The 21972-nt window shown below is 43.1% G+C and carries 22 protein-coding genes and 1 other annotated feature; of the genes, 8 read left to right on the top strand and 14 right to left on the bottom strand.

The window, feature by feature from the left end:
• The first annotated feature begins 91 nt into the window (after nt 1–91).
• Nucleotides 92–475, top strand: coding sequence for a winged helix-turn-helix transcriptional regulator (locus PODO_RS12595; RefSeq protein WP_036686351.1), 384 nt, complete (start codon nt 92–94; stop codon nt 473–475).
• Between the two features lie 150 nt (nt 476–625).
• Here PODO_RS12595 and PODO_RS12590 read toward each other — a convergent pair whose 3' ends face one another.
• Nucleotides 626–1051, bottom strand: a complete 426-nt coding sequence (locus PODO_RS12590) for a hypothetical protein (protein ID WP_036686349.1) — start codon at nt 1049–1051, stop codon at nt 626–628.
• Between the two features lie 197 nt (nt 1052–1248).
• Nucleotides 1249–1531, top strand: a binding site (T-box leader).
• A 104-nt stretch (nt 1532–1635) separates the two neighbouring features.
• On the opposite strand from PODO_RS12590, the gene trpS reads away from it, so the two are divergent.
• Nucleotides 1636–2631: a tryptophan--tRNA ligase gene (gene trpS / locus PODO_RS12585; RefSeq protein ID WP_038570477.1), complete on the top strand. Its 996-nt coding sequence runs from the start codon at nt 1636–1638 to the stop codon at nt 2629–2631.
• Between the two features lie 68 nt (nt 2632–2699).
• Here trpS and PODO_RS12580 read toward each other — a convergent pair whose 3' ends face one another.
• From PODO_RS12580 to PODO_RS12570, 3 genes are all read right to left on the bottom strand, one after another.
• Nucleotides 2700–3932 (bottom strand): aminopeptidase, encoded by a 1233-nt coding sequence (locus PODO_RS12580; protein ID WP_038570474.1) that lies wholly within the window; start codon nt 3930–3932, stop codon nt 2700–2702.
• Between the two features lie 104 nt (nt 3933–4036).
• The gene (locus PODO_RS12575; RefSeq protein WP_038570471.1) at nt 4037–4495 is read right to left on the bottom strand and encodes a hypothetical protein; all 459 of its coding nucleotides are present in this window, start codon (nt 4493–4495) and stop codon (nt 4037–4039) included.
• Between the two features lie 103 nt (nt 4496–4598).
• A complete protein-coding gene (locus PODO_RS12570) occupies nt 4599–4946 on the bottom strand; it encodes a hypothetical protein (protein WP_038570468.1) in 348 nt (115 codons plus the stop codon).
• Between the two features lie 191 nt (nt 4947–5137).
• Here PODO_RS12570 and PODO_RS12565 point away from each other — a divergent pair, with 191 nt between their 5' ends.
• A complete protein-coding gene (locus PODO_RS12565; RefSeq protein WP_244886475.1) occupies nt 5138–6235 on the top strand; it encodes a VanZ family protein in 1098 nt (365 codons plus the stop codon).
• An 87-nt stretch (nt 6236–6322) separates the two neighbouring features.
• The gene (locus tag PODO_RS12560) at nt 6323–7762 is read left to right on the top strand and encodes a serine hydrolase domain-containing protein (protein WP_052096995.1); all 1440 of its coding nucleotides are present in this window, start codon (nt 6323–6325) and stop codon (nt 7760–7762) included.
• A gap of 67 nt (nt 7763–7829) precedes the next feature.
• Here the strand turns inward: PODO_RS12560 and PODO_RS12555 are convergent, their stop codons facing one another.
• A complete protein-coding gene (locus tag PODO_RS12555) occupies nt 7830–8594 on the bottom strand; it encodes an exodeoxyribonuclease III (protein ID WP_038574405.1) in 765 nt (254 codons plus the stop codon).
• Between the two features lie 191 nt (nt 8595–8785).
• Here PODO_RS12555 and PODO_RS12550 point away from each other — a divergent pair, with 191 nt between their 5' ends.
• Both PODO_RS12550 and PODO_RS12545 read left to right on the top strand, forming a co-directional pair.
• Complete coding sequence (locus PODO_RS12550; RefSeq protein ID WP_038570461.1) at nt 8786–9931, top strand: MFS transporter; 1146 nt, start codon at nt 8786–8788, stop codon at nt 9929–9931.
• A 162-nt stretch (nt 9932–10093) separates the two neighbouring features.
• Nucleotides 10094–10381: a hypothetical protein gene (locus tag PODO_RS12545; RefSeq protein ID WP_036686338.1), complete on the top strand. Its 288-nt coding sequence runs from the start codon at nt 10094–10096 to the stop codon at nt 10379–10381.
• A 60-nt stretch (nt 10382–10441) separates the two neighbouring features.
• Here the strand turns inward: PODO_RS12545 and PODO_RS12540 are convergent, their stop codons facing one another.
• The gene (locus PODO_RS12540; protein WP_038570458.1) at nt 10442–11302 is read right to left on the bottom strand and encodes a helix-turn-helix transcriptional regulator; all 861 of its coding nucleotides are present in this window, start codon (nt 11300–11302) and stop codon (nt 10442–10444) included.
• 127 nt (nt 11303–11429) lie between these two features.
• Between PODO_RS12540 and fabF the strand changes: the two genes are divergently transcribed.
• Nucleotides 11430–12668 carry a beta-ketoacyl-ACP synthase II gene (gene fabF / locus PODO_RS12535; protein ID WP_038570454.1) on the top strand — a complete coding sequence of 413 codons (1239 nt, stop codon included), beginning with the start codon at nt 11430–11432 and terminating at the stop codon, nt 12666–12668.
• Nucleotides 12669–12751: 83 nt separating this feature from the next.
• Here the strand turns inward: fabF and abnB are convergent, their stop codons facing one another.
• The 4 genes from abnB to PODO_RS12515 form a co-directional block, all read right to left on the bottom strand.
• On the bottom strand, nt 12752–14224 hold the full coding sequence (gene abnB, locus PODO_RS12530; RefSeq protein WP_425311690.1) for an arabinan endo-1,5-alpha-L-arabinosidase AbnB: 1473 nt from the start codon (nt 14222–14224) through the stop codon (nt 12752–12754).
• Between the two features lie 183 nt (nt 14225–14407).
• Nucleotides 14408–15475 carry an ABC transporter ATP-binding protein gene (locus PODO_RS12525; RefSeq protein WP_036686331.1) on the bottom strand — a complete coding sequence of 356 codons (1068 nt, stop codon included), beginning with the start codon at nt 15473–15475 and terminating at the stop codon, nt 14408–14410.
• A gap of 139 nt (nt 15476–15614) precedes the next feature.
• The gene (locus PODO_RS12520) at nt 15615–16154 is read right to left on the bottom strand and encodes an HXXEE domain-containing protein (protein WP_036686330.1); all 540 of its coding nucleotides are present in this window, start codon (nt 16152–16154) and stop codon (nt 15615–15617) included.
• Between the two features lie 67 nt (nt 16155–16221).
• Nucleotides 16222–17184: a phosphotransferase family protein gene (locus PODO_RS12515; RefSeq protein ID WP_052096993.1), complete on the bottom strand. Its 963-nt coding sequence runs from the start codon at nt 17182–17184 to the stop codon at nt 16222–16224.
• 180 nt (nt 17185–17364) lie between these two features.
• Between PODO_RS12515 and fabV the strand changes: the two genes are divergently transcribed.
• On the top strand, nt 17365–18555 hold the full coding sequence (fabV, locus tag PODO_RS12510; RefSeq protein WP_038570448.1) for an enoyl-ACP reductase FabV: 1191 nt from the start codon (nt 17365–17367) through the stop codon (nt 18553–18555).
• Nucleotides 18556–18574: 19 nt separating this feature from the next.
• Here the strand turns inward: fabV and PODO_RS12505 are convergent, their stop codons facing one another.
• The 4 genes from PODO_RS12505 to PODO_RS12490 form a co-directional block, all read right to left on the bottom strand.
• Nucleotides 18575–18832, bottom strand: coding sequence for a DUF2164 domain-containing protein (locus tag PODO_RS12505; protein ID WP_036686326.1), 258 nt, complete (start codon nt 18830–18832; stop codon nt 18575–18577).
• Nucleotides 18833–18904: 72 nt separating this feature from the next.
• A complete protein-coding gene (locus PODO_RS12500; RefSeq protein ID WP_052096991.1) occupies nt 18905–19894 on the bottom strand; it encodes a phosphotransferase family protein in 990 nt (329 codons plus the stop codon).
• Nucleotides 19882–20850: a sugar phosphate isomerase/epimerase family protein gene (locus tag PODO_RS12495; protein ID WP_038570445.1), complete on the bottom strand. Its 969-nt coding sequence runs from the start codon at nt 20848–20850 to the stop codon at nt 19882–19884. The genes PODO_RS12500 and PODO_RS12495 overlap by 13 nt, the downstream gene beginning before the upstream one ends.
• Before the next feature lie 34 nt (nt 20851–20884).
• Complete coding sequence (locus tag PODO_RS12490; protein ID WP_038570443.1) at nt 20885–21955, bottom strand: Gfo/Idh/MocA family protein; 1071 nt, start codon at nt 21953–21955, stop codon at nt 20885–20887.
• Nucleotides 21956–21972: the final 17 nt, after the last annotated feature.

The following is a 21972-nucleotide window of genomic DNA, read 5'->3' as shown; positions in this document are numbered from 1 at the left end:
AATGTTATGATAGGTTAAATTGGACATAATCAATAGTACGCACTTAAAAGTGCCATAGGTACTAAAAAGTACCCATACCATGGAGGTTATCATGACAACAACACCAACAACAACTGTCAAGAAAAAATACAATATTTCTGTTGAAGCCACACTAGAGGTCATCGGAGGGAAATGGAAATGCGTAATTCTATGTCATTTAACTCATGGCAAAAAACGCACCTCCGAGTTAAAACAGTTGATGCCCGGCATTACTCAAAAAATGTTAACCCAGCAGCTACGCGAGCTTGAGGCAGATGGAATCATCAACCGAATTGTTTATAATCAGGTTCCACCAAAAGTAGAATACGAGCTTAGTGAATATGGTGATAGTTTAAGCGATATTTTGACTGCATTATGTAATTGGGGAGAACAACATATCATTAAGCAATTCGGCGATAAATACGCTGTTTTAGAGGATAACATTTTAAATAAATAAACCGCTCTATCAAGGGTATGGTTGGATATTTATGCTGCGAGAGTTGCACTTCAATTATACGTTCATGAAAAAAGGACAGCTGAATCAGATCGATTCAACTGTCCAAAGCTTTGATTCACCCGTCCCTTGAATGGCGCATAGGAACATAACTTAAATTACGCCCTCTCCTCCAATAGCAGTTGCTGTGAATGATATGGGTCCAAATAGATTTATAGGCAAGTTGCTATCATTCTGAATTACCAATTCATAGTTGTGGACTCCAATATAAGCACCATCAACCCACTGAGCACTTAATTGAATATCAGTAATAGTAGTAAAACGATAAAAGGATCTATAAATATCGACTCCAGCTCGTCGGATGATAACAAGAAATTGGCTATTAGCAAGTGCAGTAAGACTAAAACTACCATTTAACTCGACTCTACTGGAGAAAGAAGCCGGATTAGCCGGACTAATATTTACTTGCGCTGTGGCTAGACCCGCTCCAGCTCCAGGAATCCCTGCAACCGTTATAGCTGTAGTAAACGGATCTAACGGGATTTTTGCCTGTGACCCATAACTTATTATTGTCGCCATTTATCATCACTCCATTTCAAGGTTATAGAGTAGTATATTGTGAATCCGCAATGATAGATTGGACTAAATTCCTGATGATTATATACATTTAAGGTATACTTTGCTAGATCAAATAAACCTAGTTACCTTGTCAATCACCATACGATTTCCACTCATTGACAACACCCCTGTTCAGAATTACAATAATTCACATATCATGAACAACGATGACAAAGGGTAAGTAGACAGACGAACATGGTCTTCAGAGAGCCGGTGGTAGGTGCGAACCGGTGACCAGCGTATGCTCGAATGGCCTTTATAGTTGTTTTTCCGAACTATCTTAATGGATGCAGTAGGGAAAACCGGGGTTCCCGCCGTTATCAAGGGACCTGTATCGAGAATTAATTCAACCTCTCCGTACAGGTAAGAGAAGATCGGAAGCCAAGAATCGTAAGGTGACACGATCATTTAAGGTGGTACCACGACAACTTCGTCCTTATTGGATGAGGTTTTTTTGTCATTTAAAGGAGGTGATGGCCATGGATGATGGCTGGTGGTGGCGACTCGAGTGTAACCAAATGCTAAATAACAGGAGGAATTTTTATATGATGAACGAACGTGTCTTAACTGGAGATCGAGTGACTGGAAAGCTTCACCTTGGCCATTACGCCGGCAGCTTGCAGACCCGAGTAGCCCTTCAGGAGCAATATGAAACTTTTGTGTTTTTAGCGGATATTCAAGCCCTAACGACCCATTTTGATCGTCCGCAGCTGCTGGGTCAACATCTGCATGAGATCACACTGGACTATTTATCTGCAGGTATAAATCCGGAAAAAACAACTATATTTATTCAATCGATGATCCCTGAAATCGCAGAGCTGACCATCTTGTTCTCTATGTTTGTTACTGTGAATTCTTTACGGCATAATCCCACGATTAAAGCCGAATCAAAAAATTCCAGCTTAGATGAATTGTATTACGGTTTTCTAGGTTATCCAGTTAGTCAGACTGCTGACATAACTTTTTGTAAAGCAACGATCATTCCTGTAGGAGAAGACCAGCTCCCCCATCTGGAATTAACCCGCAAAATCGTCCGCAGATTCAACGAGCTGTACAGCCCGATACTGGTGGAACCCAAAGCGCTGATCAGTGAGACGCCGAGACTTGTGGGTACGGATGGCAACGCTAAAATGAGTAAAAGCCTTGGCAATGCCATCGAGCTGGACTCCACTAAGGAAGAAATCACCTTCAAGATAAGAAAAGCCACAACCGATCCTGCGCGTGTGCATAAAAATGATCCTGGACATCCAGATATCTGTCCTATTTTTGCTTATCATGGTGCTTTTCGCTCAGCGGGGGTAACCGAAATTCGTGAAGGCTGTGAGCGGGGTACCATGGGTTGTTCTGCTTGCAAACAGTTGATTTCGACAGCTCTAGATCAGCTTATAGAACCGATGCGAGAGCGGCGTTCCTATTATGCTACTAAGCCCAAGCTTGTGCAGGAAATCTTAATCTCTGGAACACAGCATGCCCGCAGCATTGCTCAGGAAACAATGGCCGAAGTACGTGAGGCTATGAGTCTTAACTATTTTTCAATCTAAAAATGATATTTATAGGTACTCAAAAAAGCCGGAAGCTCATTGGAAGAGATCCGGCTTTTTTCTTCTCCTTACAACACCCAATTTCCCTTACGGAATACGGGTTCAATCGTGCCGTCCGCCAGCTCTCCGTCAATATCCAGCTCTGCTGAACCGATCATAAAATCGACATGAGTTAAGCTGACATTAGCTCCTCTAGCCACAAGCTCTTCGTTCGTAAGCTTTGTGCCGCCTTCAATATTTACAGGATAAGCACTTCCTAACGCGAAATGGCAGGAGGCATTCTCATCAATCCCTGTATTGTAAAAAATGCGGTTCAAGCGAGAGATTGGAGAATCATGCTGCACTAAGGCTACTTCTCCTAGATAAGATGCACCTTCATCCGTTGCCAGCAGTGAGGTTAAATGCTCGCGTCCGGATTCAGCTTCATAAGCTACGACTTTCCCCTTTTCAAAAGTGAATGAAAGTCCTTCAACTAAACGTCCATTCAAATTAAGAGGGAGCGTGCTTCTAACTGTGCCATTCACTCCAGTACGATGGGGCATGGAATAAATCTCTTCTGTTGGCATATTAGCAACAAAATAAACACCTTTATCATTCTCACCGCCACCCCCGCGCCATAAATGGCCTTCCGGAAGCTCTACATGCAGATCCGTTCCCGGAGCACGGTAATGCAGGCTTTTATAACGTTTAGCGTTCATTCTATCCTGACTTTCTTTCAACTGACCAATATGCTCTCTCCAAGCAGCTACCGGATCATCGCTGCCCACACGATTCATCTGGAATACAGCTTCCCACATCGCCTCTACCCGCTCTTCTTCAGGAAGATCGGCAAAAACCTTGTTCGCCCAAGCACGTGTTGGCGCTTTGACCAGAGACCAGCTGATTTTGCTGTTCCGAGTATATTTGGAGTAGTTCTTGCGAGCAACAGCTGCTGCTTTGACTGCTCTAGATACCTTAGAAGAATCAATGCCATTAAACAGTTCCGGATCAGGTACTTTAATATGTAAGATGGCACCATTTTCTTCCGCGAATTTCTCCATCATCTCAGCCTGCCACTGTGGATAGTAATCGAAAGAATCCTCTGGGGCTTTTTCATAACGGATCCGTGTAGTTGCTTCATCGTCCCAGTCAACAATTACATATTTTGCTCCCGCTTCATAGGCTTTCGCTACAATCAAGCGAGTAAGTTCTGCGGTTTCTATCGGTGCATGTACCATAAGGACTTGTCCAGGCTGTACATTTACTCCTACTTTTACAACTAGGTTCGCGTATTTCTCCAGCATTACTTCAAAATCTTTCATGAATTCTCTTCCTCCATCTCTAGGGTTGCTATAAGCACTCGGTCAGCTTCACTTCTTATTTTAACGCAAAACGAGGATAGTTGCGATTCGATTTAGATTCTCAGTTACTTCACTTCAGGTATTTCCCCTGTATAGACACCTAGAGCATTCTTATGAATCTCTACAATGGACGTTCCGATCTGCTTATCATTATGGTAAGCAATCACTATGATCTTGGTATCCTGAGGCTCATTTATTTGTTTATTCTTTCCATCCATTGGACTCCAATAAATTTGATCTCCAGATTTGATTTTCAGCTCAAGACCTTTGTTATGCACCTTGTAGTCAGGGGGGTTCCATAACAATAAATTGCCGGACGTAGCCTGTATCTTAATAACATTCGCCCCTTCAGCAGTTATAAGCATAGGTAATCCTGGAGCACTACTATCAGTCACCCTGTATTCCGCTGTTGGGAACAGAACTTCCGGTTTCACCTCAAGTGATTGATTATTATGCTGCAAAATAAAGAAGAAAAAAAGTAAAATCGTTAAGCCCATGACGCCTCCGATGATTATTTTTTTCACTATTCAACCTCCCTTCTACCCTAATACTGTAACATATTTCCTTAATCTGGACAGTTATCAGCCAAATAAAGCGGCTCCCACAAGGAACCGCTCACTTGAATCACTATTTTTTATCCACCTGTAGCAGTGTTACGGTCTTCAAAGCATAAGTATGCATGATTTTATCCTCTGAAATTACATTCAACTTGGTCAAGCTTGCCACCTTTGCCGGATCTGATTTGGAGAGCAAACGCCACACTTCAGGGTCCGATAAGGTCTCATATAACTTTGCATCATCATATTCTTTGCGGTTTTGCACGACCAGCTTCACTTTATAGCTGCCAATTTCAGTCTCGGTGGTTTCCTGCTCACTACAATAATTTAAAATATCCTGACGAAGCTCGGCCAATTCTTTTTCAATATCTTTTTGCTTTTGCTTGAGCCGATAATACTGCTGAACCTTTTTCTCCATCCACTTCACGCTCCTTCATAGACATATGTATGCCGGAAACGTTCGATAAATTAGTTGAGTTCCCTATCATAAAAACTTATAATGAGCCGGGGATAGCTAATTTCCAAGTAGAGTCAAATTTCTTATAAAAACAATTCCACGGCAGGTGACTTATGTTTCATTCGTACTTTTTTCCAATTTCGTATGCGTTCATGATGTTTCCAATAGCAGCGCTGTTCTTCACACTTCCTTTTCTTATCGTACAATACCGCAGACATGGCTATATACATAAGCTTAGAGCTTTAATCCTATATCTGCTGCTGCTCTATCTGATGAACGCTTATTTTCTAGTCTTGCTTCCTTTTCCATCCTCCCGGCACAATGCTGCACCTTCTGGGAGTATCGTCCAATTCATTCCCCTTCAATTTATTCAGGATATTGTGGATGGATCGACGATCATCCCTGATCAAATCTCTACCTACTGGTCATTACTGCGTGAGCCTGCATTTTTACAGGTCATTTTTAACGTTGCATTGACCGTACCGTTTGGAATGTTTCTGGGCTATTATTTTCGTACACGCTGGGTCGTGTGCATTCTACTATCCTTTGCCTTTTCCCTGTCCTTTGAGATCACGCAGATTACAGGGATTTACGGTTTCTTCGATCATCCTTACCGTCTTTTTGATGTCGATGATCTCATTACCAACACAATCGGAGGAATCTTTGGATTTCGAATTTCCATTTGGATCTCCGGGCTATTGCCACGTATAGAACAACTGGATACAAACATTAACCGCTCTGCCAAAAGAGTCTCCTATACCCGCAGAGGAATAGCTTTTCTAATCGATAGTATGGTGTGGAGCATCGGGTTTGGGGTACTCTTCGGATTCGATATAAAAGCTGCCTTCTGGATTGTAACTGGTATTTACTTCATGCTTGTTCCGGCTCTCACGGGCGGACGGACCTTAGGGAAATGGATGGTGCGGATTCGGGTGAAGAGCAGCGGGAATCATGCTTTTTTCTGGGCTCTGATGCTCAGATATGGCCTGCTATATTGGTTGCTGCTTGGGATTCACTCTCTTTTGCTTGATTCCGCCCTTCTAGGGCATCTTTCCTCCGTATGGAATATGCTTATTCATCTGTTTGTTCTATTGATAGACTTGGCTTTCTTTATTCATTTAGTCATTAGTATATTCAAAAAAGAAACTCAGCTAATATATGAGAAACTAAGTCAAACTTCTCATGTTATTTCTTGGCCAGAGAAACGGCTCCAATCTGATGTATCCAGCAACAGCCCTGTAGAAAGCTAAACTAGTTATTTTTTAAAGGGTATTTTAACATTGGAAATTATTATAGAATTAGGAGGTGAGCATTCTCAAAATTTAGGAGATGAGCGTATGGAAACTACAAGCAGCTTGCGGTTATCTAGAAGTCTTCCAGAAGAACAGGGCATTTCATCAACCGCAATATCCAGCTTTATTAGTGCAGTAGAGGAACAAAATTTAGGCCTGCACAGCTTTATGCTACTTCGACATGGTTATGTGGTCTCTGAAGGCTGGTGGGCCCCTTACAGGTCCGATCTTCCGCATATGTTATTTTCACTTAGCAAAAGTTTCACCTCAACCGCAATCGGGTTTGCTGTTACAGAGAAACTCGTCACCCTCGATGATTCTGTCCTATCCTTTTTCCCTGAAGATGCTCCTGATCCAATCACAGACAATCTAACCAATATGACAATCAGACATCTATTGATGATGGGTACCGGACATGTCGTGGATACTATGGACACACTTCGCAAAAGTGCAGACGGGAATTGGGTGAAGGCTTTCTTCTCCGTCCCGGTCGAGAAACAACCAGGTACACATTTCCTATATAATACCGGTGCTACTTACATGCTGGCCGCGATCCTTCAACGGGTTACTGGCCAAACACTGCTAGAATATTTAGAACCACGCCTCTTCGTTCCTCTGGGCATTCACGGCGCAACGTGGGAGTCTTGTCCACGCGGAATTAACACAGGGGGATTTGGCTTAAACATTACAACCGAGGATATCGCTAAATTCGGCCAGCTATACTTACAAAAAGGAATCTGGAATAATCAACGGGTTCTGCCTGAAAAGTGGATTAATGAGGCTACTTCCAAACATATTTCCAATGGCGAAGGCGATCATGACTGGGCAATGGGATATGGGTATCAGTTCTGGCAATGCCAGCACGGTGCCTACCGGGCAGATGGCGCCTTCGGTCAACTCTGTGTCGTGCTTCCGGAGCAAGATGCCGTAATTATTACTACTGCTGCATCAGACAGTATACAAGGAATGTTGAATGCTGTGTGGGAACATCTGCTTCCCGCGATGGAGCAAGCACCCTTGCCATTAGAGCCTGCTGCTTCTGCCCACTTGGTTGAACAATTAAAGTATTTATCTATCCAACCGCCACAACTGCAGCCATCTTCATCACAAGAAGAACGAATAAACAGCTTAACCTATAAGCTCGATGACAACCAATTTGCCTTGGACACCTTCTCTATCTCTTTCAATAACAACGAAGCTGCAGTTACTTTACAATTTAAGACTGGAGAGGATTCTGTGATCTGTCTTGGTCGAGGGGAATGGCTCGAAAGCTTCGCACAGATCATTGATGCTTCCTTGAACCGAATCATGTCCAGCTTTACTTGGGTTGCTGATGATCAGCTGCAGCTCACTTTATTGTTTATTGAAATGCCTTTTTGCATAACTCTTGAAATAATCTTACTAGAGAAGCAGCTAATTCTTAAACAAAAGTTTAATGTGAATATGGGACCGACTGAATTCCCTGAGATCATTGGCAGACTATAATTCTTAATGAATAAAAAAGGCCGCTTCGTCCTTTAAAGAGACTTAGCGGCCTTTTAAATATTCGATCCTAGTCAGTGAAATCAGCAAGCTTGAGGATGACCGGGCAATGATCGCTCCCCATAATGTGGCAATCAATTTGGGCATCCAGCAGATTAGGTGCAAGTCTAGAAGAAGCTAGGAAATAATCAATCCGCCAGCCTACATTCCGTTCTCTCACCTTCGGCATATAAGACCACCATGAATAAACGCCTTCAAGCTCTGGATGAAAATATCTAAAGGTATCTATGAAGCCGGACTCCAGCAGCGTACTCATTTTTCCTCTTTCTTCATCGGTAAAGCCAGAGTTTCCGCGGTTAGCTTTAGCATTTTTGATATCAATATCCTGATGGGCTACGTTCATATCGCCGCATACAACGACTGGTTTTAGCTTGTCCAGTTCCAGAAGGTAATTGCGGAAGCGGTCCTCCCATTCCATTCTGTAATCCAATCTAGCCAGATCTCGTTTGGCATTTGGTGTATACACATTCACTAGATAAAAATGTTCGAACTCCAGCGTAATAATCCGGCCTTCCGCTTCTTCATCCTCTTCCATTCCGTATCTCGCAGAGATCGGCTTGATTTTGGTGAATATAGCTGTGCCTGAATACCCTTTTTTCACTGCATAATTCCAATATTGATTGTATTCTTCACCCTGTTCCAGAACAATCTGCCCTTCTTGCAGCTTTGTCTCCTGAACACAGAAAATATCTGCTTCTACTTCCTTAAAATATTCATCAAACCCTTTTTTCACACAGGCCCGAAGGCCATTCACATTCCATGATACCAAATTTATCATTAACGTTTCTCCTTGCATTTTGCTTTGATAGTAACCAGTTTATCATATAACGACCAGAAATTTATAGAGGATTAGGGTCATCTTGAGCAATTCCGCGAATAGATTTATATCCTAATCATTTACTATCCATGATACAATAGCAAAATTGACTCTATACAAATTTTCTAACACGTGAGGTAAAAAAACTTATGAATGCACCAAATCTTTTACGAGGGTTTAACTTTTTGTATTTTGCTCTGCTGGCCATGTTTATTCCCTTTCTGCCAGTCTATCTAAGTGAACAAGGTCTAAGCCCATCACAAATCGGCTTAATTATTGGAACTGGTGGTTTTGTTACCATCATTGCTCAACCTTTATGGGGGATGATTAGTGATAAAACAAAAACCATCCGCAAAGTGCTGTTAGCTCTGCTGTTATGCTCAGCGGTGACCGGATACTTTTTGTTCGATTCCAGCAGTTATGCTGTTCTCATTCTTTTTGCTATGCTGCTGTATTTCTTCTTGATGCCCATTGATCCGCTGACAGAAAGCTTGAATTTCCGAGTCTCTGAGGCGGCTGGAATTAGCTATGGTTCTATCCGTACATATGGTGCGCTAGGTTATGGTGTAATGGCTTTGATTACTGGCTATGTGCTTGGTTTTTTCGGCTCTCATGGAATTGCTCTTCTGTTTGTTGCCATTTGCCTTATAAGCTTTATAGTAAGCTGGAACATGCCAGATGCCCCCGTCACAGGTAAGCCGGTCACGCTGGATAGCCTCAAGCACTTTTTTGGCAACAAAAAGACATTGATGTTTCTGGTGCTCATATTTATTAGCTCTGTACCCGCACGAATGAACGATACATTTATTGGAGTTTATATTCGTGAGCTTGGTGGCAGTCCTCAATTGGTAGGCCAATCGTTTTTCCTCGCGGCAATAAGTGAAATCATTGTCTTTGCATTAAGCTTCTGGTGGTTGCGTAAAGGAAAAGAACTGATCATCATATCGATTTCCGGAGGCTTCTATTTCCTTCGTTTCTTTATTTCAGCTTGGATCACTGATCCACACTTATTAGCCTATTTGCAGATTCTACAAATTCTTACCTTCCCTGTGTTCTACTCGGCTGCTATTCAATACCTGTACAGTATTGTACCCGAGGAATGGCGTGCTACAGGCCAGACCGTACTTGCACTGTTGTTCTTCGGTGTATCAGGTATCCTGGCTTCTTATGCTGGCGGGGCATTATATGATGCCTTTGGGGGTAAAGCTCTTTACTTAACGATCTCCGCGATGTCGTTTGTCGGCATGCTGTTCGGATTGATACTGTATCTGTTTTATCGAAAAAAAACGAATTAAGTGTACCAAAATAAACCGGGGTTGTCCCAGCCACTTTCTAAATGGCTATAGGACATCCCCGGTTTTTTCTATCAAAAAGTGCTAATTCACCATGGCATTCGCTCTAGCATTAATAGATTTTCAACATAGAATATCCTATCAAACGAAAAGGAGGTCGTTACTATGGCCATCGTATTACCGATTCAATATTTCAATTTAGCCCCTGTCATTGGTAAATCTTATTATGAAAACCTTGCAGGTGGTATTAACGCTGCTGTTACTGTGAACAATAACTCCAACTTCCCAGTAGATTTAGTAATCACTCGTGTGAATGCTCCAGTTATCACATACACGATTCCAGCGTTCAATAGCCTTACGCTTGCAGTTCATGCCCTTTTGGTAGCTGCACTCTTAAGCACTCCTGCTGGCACCACATTCGGAACTATTGAAATTTCAACATCAGATTTCTAATAGTGTAGTATTAAGCATCTCTAGCTGAAAGTTCAGCTAGGGATGCTTCTCTATGTGAATCTAGCTTAATCCTTCTATTGTATGCTGCTCCATAAGCTGCTTTAGCTTGGTTTCAGTATTCGAATCTCCCGCAGGAGTATAGATGCTGCATCGTAAATCGGCACTGCCATGAACCTGCAAAGAGGTAAGATGAAATAACATTTTCCCCGCCTTGGCATGTCTGAATTCTAGTAACACATCCGGGGCCGAACTAACCCGACTTTGCTCCCACATCTCATTAAAAGCCGGATGCAATTCTTTCAATTCCTCTATAAATTCATCATACCAATAATCCTCTACATACTGTCCGTAATACGCTCTGAAGATAGAAAGATAACCGCTGACGAACTGTTCCCAATTCACCGCTAAGCGTCTGAACTCCTTACGAACAAATAACAATCGGATCATATTCCGCTCTTCGATGGGCAGCTTTGAGAAATCAAGAAAAACATGCGCGGCAGCATCATTCCAACCGACGATCCCGCAACGTCTATCAGAAATTATCGTAGGACAATATTTGAGTTCCTGTAAAATTTTCTGCAGCGAAGGACTAATTACAGAAGATTCATCTTGCGGGTAGGGTGTGGTTCCAGTTCCAGTTTCTAAAGCCAGTGCAAAAAGATACTTCCGCTCATCTTTAGTCAGCCTAAGTGCAGTGGCAATACAGTCCAAAACAGATGACGAGACTTTTATATCTCTGCCTTGTTCAAGCCACGTATACCAGGTGCTGCTTACCCCTGCAAGCTGTGCAACCTCTTCCCTGCGGAGTCCTGGCGTTCTTCTGCGTGCGCCTTCCGGCAAGCCTACAGAGCTTGGTGAAATGGCCGCACGACGTGCTTTCAAAAAATCGGATAATGCTTGTAATCTTGTTTGATTAGCCATAAGCTACCTCCACTTTGGGATTCCTGTTCCTTTAGTATAGTACAAATTATACTAGGATAAACGATAACTTGTAATAGGATAAATAAAATGAAAAAATACTAGTATACACTAGCTGAGGAGGTTCATTATGGAACGCGTAGTGATTACAGGCATGGGCTTAATCTCACCACTTGGGAATACAATCGGGCAATTTTGGGATCGGCTAATTTCTGGTGAGTCGGGTATATCCCCGATTACTTCATTTGATACAACAGGTTTTAAGACGAGGATTGCTGGCGAAGTACGTGATTTCGATGCAGAGGGCAGATTTGGCCGTAAAGAGGCACGCCGAATGGACAGATTCAGTCAGTTTGCCCTCGCAGCTACTGAAGAGGCTTGGAAACATTCTGATCTCCAGCTTGATAAGATTGACAAGGAGAGACTTGGCGTTTATGTAGGATCTGGCGTTGGAGGAATTCAGACCTTGATGGATCAAGGTACGGTCCTGAAGGATCGTGGTCCTGATCGAGTTAGCCCTACCTTAATTCCCATGATGATCTCCAATATGGCTGCGGCAATGATCAGCATTAAATTTGGAGCTCTCGGCCCGACCATGTCTCCAGTAACAGCTTGTTCTATTGGCAATACTGCGATTGGCGAGGCTTTCCGTTTAATTCGTTATGGCGGTGCGGATATCGTTATAGCCGGGGGTTCTGAAGCTGCTATTACTGGCATCTCGCTGGCCAGCTTTGGGAATGCCACCTCTTTATCTACACGAAATGAGGAGCCTACGAAAGCGAGTCGTCCTTTCGATGGAGAACGGGATGGCTTTGTAATCGGTGAAGGCGGCGGCATAGTCATTCTAGAGTCACTCTCCCATGCTCAGCGTAGAAACGCCAAGATTCACGGCGAAGTGATCGGGTATGGTGCTAGCTCTGATGCTTATCATATGGTTGCCACTCATCCAGAGGGAATTGGTGCCTATCAAGCTATGAAGTTAGCGCTAAATGAAGCTAATCTCCAGCCTCACAATGTAGATGTAATCAGCGCACACGCGACAAGTACAGTAGTAGGAGACCACTCTGAAACACTAGCGATTAAAAAATTATTTGGCGAGCATGCGTACCACATCCCCGTAACCGCTAATAAGTCCATGACTGGACATGCTTTGGGGGCCGCTGGCGGCTTAGAAGCCATTGCGTTAGTTAAGAGTATCCAAGAAGGGATCATTCCTCCTACCATCAATCAGGACACGCCTGATTCCATCTGTGATTTGGATTACGTACCTAACATTGCACGAAAAGCTAATCTCGAAATAGGCATCTCCAATTCATTTGGTTTCGGTGGCCATAATGCTGTTATTGTAATCCGTAAGTTTGAAGACTGATCTTACATTATAACAGGGGTTTCAACTTAGCCATTTAACACGACTAGTTGAAACCCCTTCTGCTGTTAATCCTTTACAAAAGCTTATTCCGAAGGTGATACATGACTTCCCCAGATAGAGATTCCTTCATTAGAAACCGCAGTAAACGTCATAACATTACTGGCTGTAGCTTCATTCCACTCTTTCAGGAACACACCCTTATAAGTAGAACCACCTATTGTTAACTCCGCAGTATGATCGTCGATAAGCTTCCACTTGCCCTTAACCGCGCCTTTGATTTTACCACTCTTCGTCAATTGAATTAGCTCTGATTGCACGATATCAGCCGTAATCTCTTTATTATGATTTACATATTTGTATTCGCCTGCGATTTGCTCTTTCGTATATTTATCAATGGTCTCGCCGCCATAACGGTGTGGTGCGACCACCGGCCAGCCATCAGCGTTCATGAACATTTGATGTACTCTAACCTCATGCTTTTCACCACGATTCGGGAACCGTGTATGGAAGATCAAATAATACTTGCCAGTCTCTTCATCGTAAAATGCGGAGTTATGTCCTGGTGATACATATCCTTCCCCACTTACTGGGAGCTCATCGTCATTATTCAGGAATTCGAAATTCCCCATGAGTTTAACTCCGTAAGGAGCATAAGCAGGATCATCAAACAATACGCCAGCTGTGCCCTGTGAATGGATCATATCCTGGCCCTCAGAATCTTCAAAAGGTCCATCAGGTGTCTTCGAGCGAGCTACACGGATGTTATATCCGCCATCTGCAGCCAGACCTCCGTAGGATAAGAACAGATAGTAGTAATCCGTCTCAGGACTGTACAGCATATAGGGAGCTTCTATCCGCGCATGATTTGCGCCTAGAAGCTTTTTGCCATAACCTTGGTCTGGCAGTGGGAATCCTGTGCTTGTATCCAGTTCCATAATAAAAATACCACCAGAATAAGAACCATACACCATCCACAATCTGCCTTCTTTATCAAAGAACACATCCGGATCTACAACATTCGGCTTTTGTGTGGCATCATAAGTTTCTCCGTCATCCCCTGCGCCCACCATACCGGACTTCAGAAAGATCCCTTTGTTCTTATAAGGTCCTTCAATATGGTCTGACACGGCTATACCGAGTGCTGATAATGGGGAATCGCCTTTACAAGCGTTGTAATACATATAATATTTGCCATCCGCCAATTGAATGACATCCGGAGCCCATAAGGTGTCCGTCTTTCCCCAGGTTAAGGCCTCTTTTAATTCCTCTTTGACATTCGGGATGAGTACGTTTCCATCAACAACTCCAGAGGACAATTGAGTCCAGGACATCAGGTCGTCGGATTTAGCAGAAGCCAAATGAGAGCCAAACACATAGTACTTATTATCAGCCAAAATAATGGATGGATCATGTACAGAAACATTTTTAAAGACAGGCTGAACAGGCTCAGGTCCGCTGTTTGTGTTGCCAGAGTTAGCCGTGTCGTTGTTGCATGCGGTTACAGCTAATAATGAAATACTAAGTAAAGTAGTAATAATTATCTTCTTCATCGTTATACCCCCTATGTATGCCTTTTCATTTTGAGATGAAAACGATAAATAGTCAACCCTTTTATTTAATTAAGTTCGTATTAATTCATACTTATTTAAATAATAGTGAACATTTTAGAAAATAAAAAAAACGCTAAGCCAACTAAATGGCCTAACGTTTCCTCTTATTATTTAGTTAAAACAAGTTGCTTACTTAGCGCCTTCTTGCACTAAAACAGGCTCTGGATAAGCGTTCTTAAGCACACGTTGTCTATTCTTAACAACTGTTGGTGGTTCCACCTTAGGAGCCATCGGATGCATTAGCCAAGATTTCACCATATGGGTATCCGAAACCTTATACATTGGAGGCTCTTTCTCCATATCTATTTGCATAGCATAGGTGCTGCGAAGTGCGAAGGCATCACCCTTAGGCGGTTTGATCAAATCTGGAGGTGTACCAGGAATCGCGGTAAGCAAAGAACCTTTGCTCTCAAGACTTGGCATGGATGCAAGTAATCCCCAAGTGTAAGGATGTCTTGGATCGTAGAAGATCTCTTCTGCAGTTCCCATTTCAACAATTTGTCCGGCATACATTACCGCTACACGATCCGCCATTCTTGCTACAACACCAAGATCATGGGTGATAAAAATAATCGCCGTATCAATCTTCTTCTGTAATTCCTTCATCAGGTCAAGAATCTGTGCCTGAATGGTTACGTCGAGCGCTGTAGTTGGCTCATCCGCAATCAGAAGCTTTGGGTTTGCTGCAAGTGCCATTGCGATAACGACACGTTGACGCATACCGCCACTGAACTCATGTGGATATTGATTGAAGCGGCGCTCTGGTGAAGGAATACCTACTAGCGTAAGCAGCTCAATCCCACGTTTATTTGCAGCTTCTTTGGAGATTTTCTCATGTTTGTGCAGTACTTCAGTTATTTGTCTGCCGACCTTCATCATCGGGTTCAAGGAAGTCATCGGATCCTGAAAAATCATACCGATCTCTTTACCACGAATCTTCTGCATTTGCTTTTCAGTCTTACCGATCAAATCTTGTCCATCAAATAAAATTTGTCCACGTTTATATTCTCCTGGCGGCGTTGGAACTAGCTTCATTACCGCTTGTGAAGTTACACTTTTACCGGAACCGGATTCCCCAACAATCGCTAGAGTTTCACCTTTATCTACATGGAAGCTAACACCACGGATCGCTTGTACTTCTCCACCGTGTGTTTTGAATGATATCGCTAGATCTTTTACCTCTAAAAGGCGCTCCATCTTGTCACCCTCTCATTTCCTCGTCAATTATGATAATGATTCTCACCAAGTTGTAAGCAATAAGTATTATTTTATCTAGTTCTAAGGGTTCTAGTCAAGATTTTTCTGAAAAAGATATGGCCAGCAGCAGCCTTATGTACTAGTTCTGTTTAATGCGAGCTCTATTCTTCACTAACAACCACAATATTGGCGGAAGCAGCAAAAGAACTAACAGTAGAGACCATCCGATATCTCCAAGGGATACCAAGTTGTCATTCAATAGTCGATAATACGCATAAAGAGAATAGGGAAGAACTACTAGTACTGCTGTAACTACCCCTGGTGCATATACCTTTAAATATATCGTCTGTCCTAGATGAGTAAATACATGTAAGAAAAATACCGCAAGCACTGCCAGGTACAATAAATAATTAGAAAAGAAAACTGCAATACAAGTTACCGTCACTATCAAAATATACACGAATAATACGTCCATTGCAAAATTACGTGTAGTCATTTGTAACATCGAATGATATGTCTTGCGCATAAACGAAGGAATTGCAGCCTCTAACTTGGTTCTATACTTTGCACCCCATGCTTCAATCGTTAATATTTCTTCAAAATCATGAAACATAAATAGGATCGGCAACAGCCACAGCAAACTTACGATATCTATATGTACACTTAGCCACTCAAACATGTGAATCCTCTCCCTTCTCCTACTCAGCCTCCTTACCTTCTCATGTTGTGATCTTGCTGAAAATGTCCTAACCCATGAAACGGTCCCAACCTTCCAGCAGATTATCATGTGCCCACTGGAAATGGCCTTGGCTATCGTATTTACGCGAATAACACTCAATGAAATAAATTAAATCGATATATAAGTCGTAGAGCTTTTTGCGTGCACATTCATTAGGGCTATCAAAGCTGTCCCCATAACCTCTACAGAAATACTCAGAATTCTCAATATAGCGAAAATAATATTCCATAAGGTGATCGCCCCATAACGCCCGTTCCCAATCGATTAAAGCAACAATGCTTCCCTCTCGTACAAACACATTCCCATCCCATAGATCCCAGTGAACTAAACGTGGCTCAGTCACCACATCCATCACATGTATACGGCTGTTGATCTCCGCCTCAATCGTTTCTAAAGGAATGGGCATCTTTGCATCTAATCGCCGAGCATCATCAAGGAGGTTGCCAATTAAATTTTGAAAGGTTTCCCGCCAAGAAGTCCCCTTTATCTTCGAGGATACATTAAATAATCCGAAATGATCCCCTTGAATTTCATTAATAATCCGGCTATAACGACCTAATTCTTCCTCAATACAACTTCTTTGCTGCGGACTAAGCTCTTCCTTAATTTCATTATAGGGCTGGCCGATTATTTTCTCCATGAAAAAAAAGTCACTCGATATTAAATTTCTGCTGTTATCATAAGCGTATACCTCAGGCACAGGTACCGTTCCTTTAGACTTCATTAGCTGCATTGCCGCAACCTCTGTAGCCATGATATCGTGCTCGTAACTTAGCGTGTCTGTCTCATCAGATGGCGATATCTTAAGAATCGTAGCCCTGCCATCTGACAATAGAAGGTCATAAGCTGCGTTGAAATAACCTCCCGTCAATTCCGTACTTTGAATGATTTTCACATGGCTTCCAAAAGCAGCACCCACCAGGATGTCCTGCTGCTCAACCGTCAATTTTGTTTTAGTCTGACTTTCCAAGACTTCACCACCATACAGAGTTAAGTAAAAATGCAAAAATCCAACCTTTTAAAAGCCCAGGATTTATTGTATTTGATACAAGAAAGATAAACAATCCTTCTCCATTGGAATGAAAATTGTTAAAATTAGAAATAACACGTATCATTAGCTGCTTTTCATGAAAGAGAGGAAACTATTATTATGATCATAAAACCTAGAACACGTGGCTTTATATGTACAACCGCACATCCGCAAGGCTGCGCTCGTCAAGTCGAGCGGCAAATTGAGTATATTAAGGCACAACCCGAGATCAAAGGACCACAGAAGGTGCTAGTCATTGGCGCATCCACAGGCTACGGCCTCGCCTCACGGATTACAGCCGCCTTTGGGGCTGGAGCCAGCACAGTAGGCGTATATCGGCCGAGCAGCAGCAATGGAACCCGTACAGCCTCTGCTGGGTGGTACAATTCTGCAGCCTTCGAACAACTTGCGGAGTCTGCAGGCCTGCAATCCTACAGCGTTACCGGAGATGCATACTCCAAAGAGACCAAAGAAAAAACGATTCAGCTGATCCGCAGCGAATTAGGACAAGTCGATTTGGTCATCTACAGTGTTGCTTCTGGGCGCCGTACAGATCCGGAGACAGGTGAAGTATATAACTCTGTTCTCAAACCTATTGGCGACACCTTTACCAACAAAACTGTAAATTTTCACACCGGTGAGGTAAGTCAAATCTCCATTGAACCCGCGACCGATAAGGAAGTTCATGATACCGTACGGGTGATGGGCGGTGATGATTGGCAGCTATGGATAGAAGCACTCCAGCAAGCCGGAGTATTAGCAGATCACGCAACCACTATTGCTTATTCGTATATCGGATCAGAGCTTACTCAAGCGGTATATCGCCAGGGAACCATTGGACTTGCTAAAGACCATCTTGAAGCTACGGCGAGAACACTTAACGAAGCGTTATCTGTTACTCACGGTAGAGCTTATGTAGCGGTCACAAAAGGTCTTGTCACACAGTCCAGCTCGGCGATTCCTGTAGTGCCCCTCTATATTTCCGCCCTTTACAAAGTCATGAAAGAGCACAGTCTTCATGAAGGTTGTATTGAGCAGACCTATCGGTTGTTTGCTGAACATCTCTATGCAGCGAAAGGAACTCCTGTGGATGAAGAAGGTCGTATCCGTATAGATGATTGGGAATTGTCTCCGGCAGTCCAGCAAGAAGTTATCGAAATCTGGGACCAGCTCACTTCAGACAATATCTACGCCCTAACGGATCTGCATAGCTATAAACAGGAATTCTTCCAGCTATTTGGATTCGAGACAGAAGGTGTAGATTACGAAGCTGACACTGATCCAGATGTAACTGTTATAAATCTGCGCTAAAAATTATCGTGTTTTTAGATTATCTTCTGCCTGAGGATAAGGGTTGTTCGAGAGCATACATTTCCTCTTCCAGAGAAATCATCTTTTGCTCAATCATTTTACGTGCATCTGCCAACGCTTGATTGTAAATATAAGGTGAAAGTTCTTTAAGCATAAAATCGAGAAGGTTCTCGCTGGCTAATTGCCCAATTTCACTGGACAGCTCTGTATCAAAATATTCTTGAATACTAGCTGTAATCTGAAGCTTATGTTCTCTCGGTATTTTTAACGGCTGCATAGTAATCCTCCAATCTAATTAGATATAGGAAAATGACGTGCTTTCGCACGTCATTTTTTACACCTATAACCTTCATTCACTGCTGCTTTTAAAACGGTTCCAACCCTCAGTCAAGTTATCATGCGTCCAACGGACATAACCTTCGTCTGCATATTTGCGTGAATAACATTCGATAGCAAGAATAAGATCAAGATAAAGATCATACAGCTTCTTCCGCTGAATCTCGTTCGGACTGTCGTAGGTTGTTCCGTACCCCTTATAGAAACTGGAAGAATTCTCAAAATGCCTAAAATAATACTCCATCAGCACATCACCCCATAGGGCTCTCTCCCAGTCAATCAGCGATACGATGACTCCATCCTTCACAAATACATTCCCATTCCATAAATCCCAATGCACCAGTCGTGGCTCGGTTACAGCATCTAATGCAGGGAGATACTTGGAAACCTCCTGCATAATCTCTTCACTGGACGCAGGGAGCTGTGCATTCAGCCTCTTGGCATCAGCAAGTACACTTTCCATCAGGCATGAAAAGGTCTCTCTCCACGAGGCTCTTGGCTCCTCTGAATCCGTTCCAAAAATGCCAAAACGTTCTCCGCGTAGCTCATTGATTATGCGATTGTAACGCCCCAGCTCAGTTTCGATAGCGTCTCTCTCCGGAAGTGAAAGACTCTCCTTCACGTCACTGTAGGGCTGGCCCTCCACCTTCTCCATAAAGAAATACGGAATAGGAATGAGCAGCAGACTTTCATCATAATGGTAGACGGCAGGTACGGGCACGACACCCTTATCTGCAACCATTCGGAGAGCTTCCACTTCAGTTCGCATAATGTTCTTCTCGTAACTTAACGTATCTGTCTCTACAGCAGGGGCAACCTTTAGAATGACAGATTTCCCAGTGCTGAGTTCCAAATCATAGGCTGTATTAAAAAAGCCTCCCGTAAGCTCTGAACTTAGGTTAATCACAGTTTCTGAACCGAAAACCGCTTTCACCAAAATATCCAGCTGTTCATCATTTAATTTAACTTTCGTGAAGCTCTCCATTTCGTTTAAACCCACCACATTTCTGTCAGTGGCTCCTCAATCAATACTTGTTGAAGATTACTTACAGCTTTGGAGAAACCCTCTTCAACAGACATCAGCCCGTCTTCATGCTCGATACTAACCACATAGTCATACCCAACCAAACGAAGTGCACTAATAATGTCAGCCCAAGTCTTAAGATCATGTCCAAAGCCGACAGAACGGAACTGCCAAGCACGGTCAAGCATCTTGGTATACGACTGCATATCAGTTAATCCGTGCATATTGACATTCACAGGATCGATAACGGTATCCTTCGCATGGAAGTGATGGATTGCACCTTGGCGTCCCAAAATATGAATCGCTTGCACAGGATCAATTCCTTGCCACCACATGTGACTCGGATCAAGGTTCGCACCGATCACTTCACCTGCTGCTTCTCTCAGCCGTAGCAGAGTACCTGGTGTGTGAACAGAGAATCCGCCATGCAGCTCAAGACCTACCTTTACATCATGCTGAGCGGCAAAGGCACCCCATTCTTTCCAATAAGGAATAACCTTGTTCTCCCATTGCCAGTCCAGAATTTCTTGATAATCATTTGGCCATGGAGCTACAGGCCAGTTCGGATATTTAGCACCCTCATGATCTCCAGGACATCCAGAGAAGGTATTCACAACCGGAACCCCTAGCTTCTGCGCCAATTTGACCGAGTTTACGAAATCCTCATGATCCTTTTGAGCAAGTTCTTTTTGCGGGTGCAATGGGTTACCGTGGCAGCTCAAAGCACTGATTGTAAGTCCGCGAGATTCCACAGCATGTTTGAATTCTTGTAAGGCTGTTTCATTCTCCAGCAGCATTTTAGGGTCGCAGTGGCTGTTGCCAGGATTGCCTCCCGTACCGATTTCTACCGCCTTTAGCCCTTTGGATACTACATAATCAAGAGCATCCTCCAGCTTACGACCTCCAAACAAGACCATAAATACTCCAAGTTTCATTGTAGGCCACCTCCTCTTGGAAATAGTTTACTTATTATTTACCGTAGATATCAAAATTCTTCACCACTTGATTACTCTCAGCAGCTTCAAAAATAACTTCAATCAAATTCTGTACCCGCATAACCTCAGCGTTCTTAACGATAGGTTCTGCAGTACCCTCAATGACAGCAGCGAAATTATCATAAAAGCTAGAGCTTAACTCCGACGGCTGAGGTAATTCCTCAGTGATCGTTGCCCCCTCCGATGGAGGTGCCATAGTTTTAGTTAGTCCTACACCTGCACGAATCGGCTTCGGTTCGATTTTTTCACCTGCGTTATTTCTTGTCACCAATCTTCCGGTTAATGACCAGTCTTCAATAATTCCAGTGCCTTCGATACCCTTCACATACCATCTTGGCAATGTAATAAAGTTAGTCGTCCCAACCTCTACGATCGCTTTAATTCCATTCTCAAATTGCAGAATAGCTTCAAAGCCGTCATCGACATCGTTTCCTAAAATAAAGCTTAGACTACTGCTCACACTGGTGATTTTGCTATCAATCATGAATAATAGCTGGTCCAATAAGTGAACGCCCCAATCCAGCAGCATCCCTCCGCCTTGTGCCTTAACATGACGCCAGTCTCCAGGAATTCCGTTCGCTCCATGCACGCGGGATTCGATCTGGAATAGGGATCCAATCGTCTCCTCATCGTACATTTTTTTGATGGTTAAAAAATCTTCATCCCAACGTCTGTTCTGATGCACCATAAACACACGTCCAGCTTCATCAGCGGCTGCCAGTATTTCTTGAAATTCAACCTTCGATAGAGTAACTGGCTTCTCACAAATGACATGTTTGCCAGCTTGTAATGCACGAATCGCAATTTCTTTGTGCACATCGTTCGGTGTGGCAATTAGAATAATTTCGACCGAAGAATCTGCCAATACTTCTTCATAACTTTGGTACGCCTTGTAGCCAGCGTCGTTGGAATTGGTACGACGTGCTTCAAGCACATCGTACGTTCCAACTACGATTAAGGTAGAGGTCTCTTTTATCAATCCTGCGTGATAACTTCCCATTCCTCCAAAACCAACAATGACTACAGAATGTCTGTTTGAACTCATGAACTTCACACCTGCTT

It is taken from the genome of Paenibacillus odorifer, from assembly GCF_000758725.1.
In the GTDB taxonomy this organism is placed as follows: domain Bacteria; phylum Bacillota; class Bacilli; order Paenibacillales; family Paenibacillaceae; genus Paenibacillus_AQ; species Paenibacillus_AQ odorifer.
Note: the sequence above shows the minus strand (reverse complement) of the source record. Positions and strands in the feature narration are given on the sequence as shown.

What these genes read in the sequence shown, in the direction of transcription:
- PODO_RS12595 (WP_036686351.1), top strand. Translation starts at nt 92, where the DNA reads ATGACAACAACACCAACAACAACTGTCAAGAAAAAATACAATATTTCT.
- PODO_RS12590 (WP_036686349.1), bottom strand. Translation starts at nt 1,051, where the DNA reads ATGGCGACAATAATAAGTTATGGGTCACAGGCAAAAATCCCGTTAGAT.
- trpS (WP_038570477.1), top strand. Translation starts at nt 1,636, where the DNA reads ATGATGAACGAACGTGTCTTAACTGGAGATCGAGTGACTGGAAAGCTT.
- PODO_RS12580 (WP_038570474.1), bottom strand. Translation starts at nt 3,932, where the DNA reads ATGAAAGATTTTGAAGTAATGCTGGAGAAATACGCGAACCTAGTTGTA.
- PODO_RS12570 (WP_038570468.1), bottom strand. Translation starts at nt 4,946, where the DNA reads ATGGAGAAAAAGGTTCAGCAGTATTATCGGCTCAAGCAAAAGCAAAAA.
- PODO_RS12565 (WP_244886475.1), top strand. Translation starts at nt 5,138, where the DNA reads ATGATGTTTCCAATAGCAGCGCTGTTCTTCACACTTCCTTTTCTTATC.
- PODO_RS12560 (WP_052096995.1), top strand. Translation starts at nt 6,323, where the DNA reads ATGGAAACTACAAGCAGCTTGCGGTTATCTAGAAGTCTTCCAGAAGAA.
- PODO_RS12550 (WP_038570461.1), top strand. Translation starts at nt 8,786, where the DNA reads ATGAATGCACCAAATCTTTTACGAGGGTTTAACTTTTTGTATTTTGCT.
- PODO_RS12545 (WP_036686338.1), top strand. Translation starts at nt 10,094, where the DNA reads ATGGCCATCGTATTACCGATTCAATATTTCAATTTAGCCCCTGTCATT.
- PODO_RS12540 (WP_038570458.1), bottom strand. Translation starts at nt 11,302, where the DNA reads ATGGCTAATCAAACAAGATTACAAGCATTATCCGATTTTTTGAAAGCA.
- fabF (WP_038570454.1), top strand. Translation starts at nt 11,430, where the DNA reads ATGGAACGCGTAGTGATTACAGGCATGGGCTTAATCTCACCACTTGGG.
- PODO_RS12525 (WP_036686331.1), bottom strand. Translation starts at nt 15,475, where the DNA reads ATGGAGCGCCTTTTAGAGGTAAAAGATCTAGCGATATCATTCAAAACA.
- PODO_RS12520 (WP_036686330.1), bottom strand. Translation starts at nt 16,154, where the DNA reads ATGTTTGAGTGGCTAAGTGTACATATAGATATCGTAAGTTTGCTGTGG.
- fabV (WP_038570448.1), top strand. Translation starts at nt 17,365, where the DNA reads ATGATCATAAAACCTAGAACACGTGGCTTTATATGTACAACCGCACAT.
- PODO_RS12505 (WP_036686326.1), bottom strand. Translation starts at nt 18,832, where the DNA reads ATGCAGCCGTTAAAAATACCGAGAGAACATAAGCTTCAGATTACAGCT.
- PODO_RS12495 (WP_038570445.1), bottom strand. Translation starts at nt 20,850, where the DNA reads ATGAAACTTGGAGTATTTATGGTCTTGTTTGGAGGTCGTAAGCTGGAG.
- PODO_RS12490 (WP_038570443.1), bottom strand. Translation starts at nt 21,955, where the DNA reads ATGAGTTCAAACAGACATTCTGTAGTCATTGTTGGTTTTGGAGGAATG.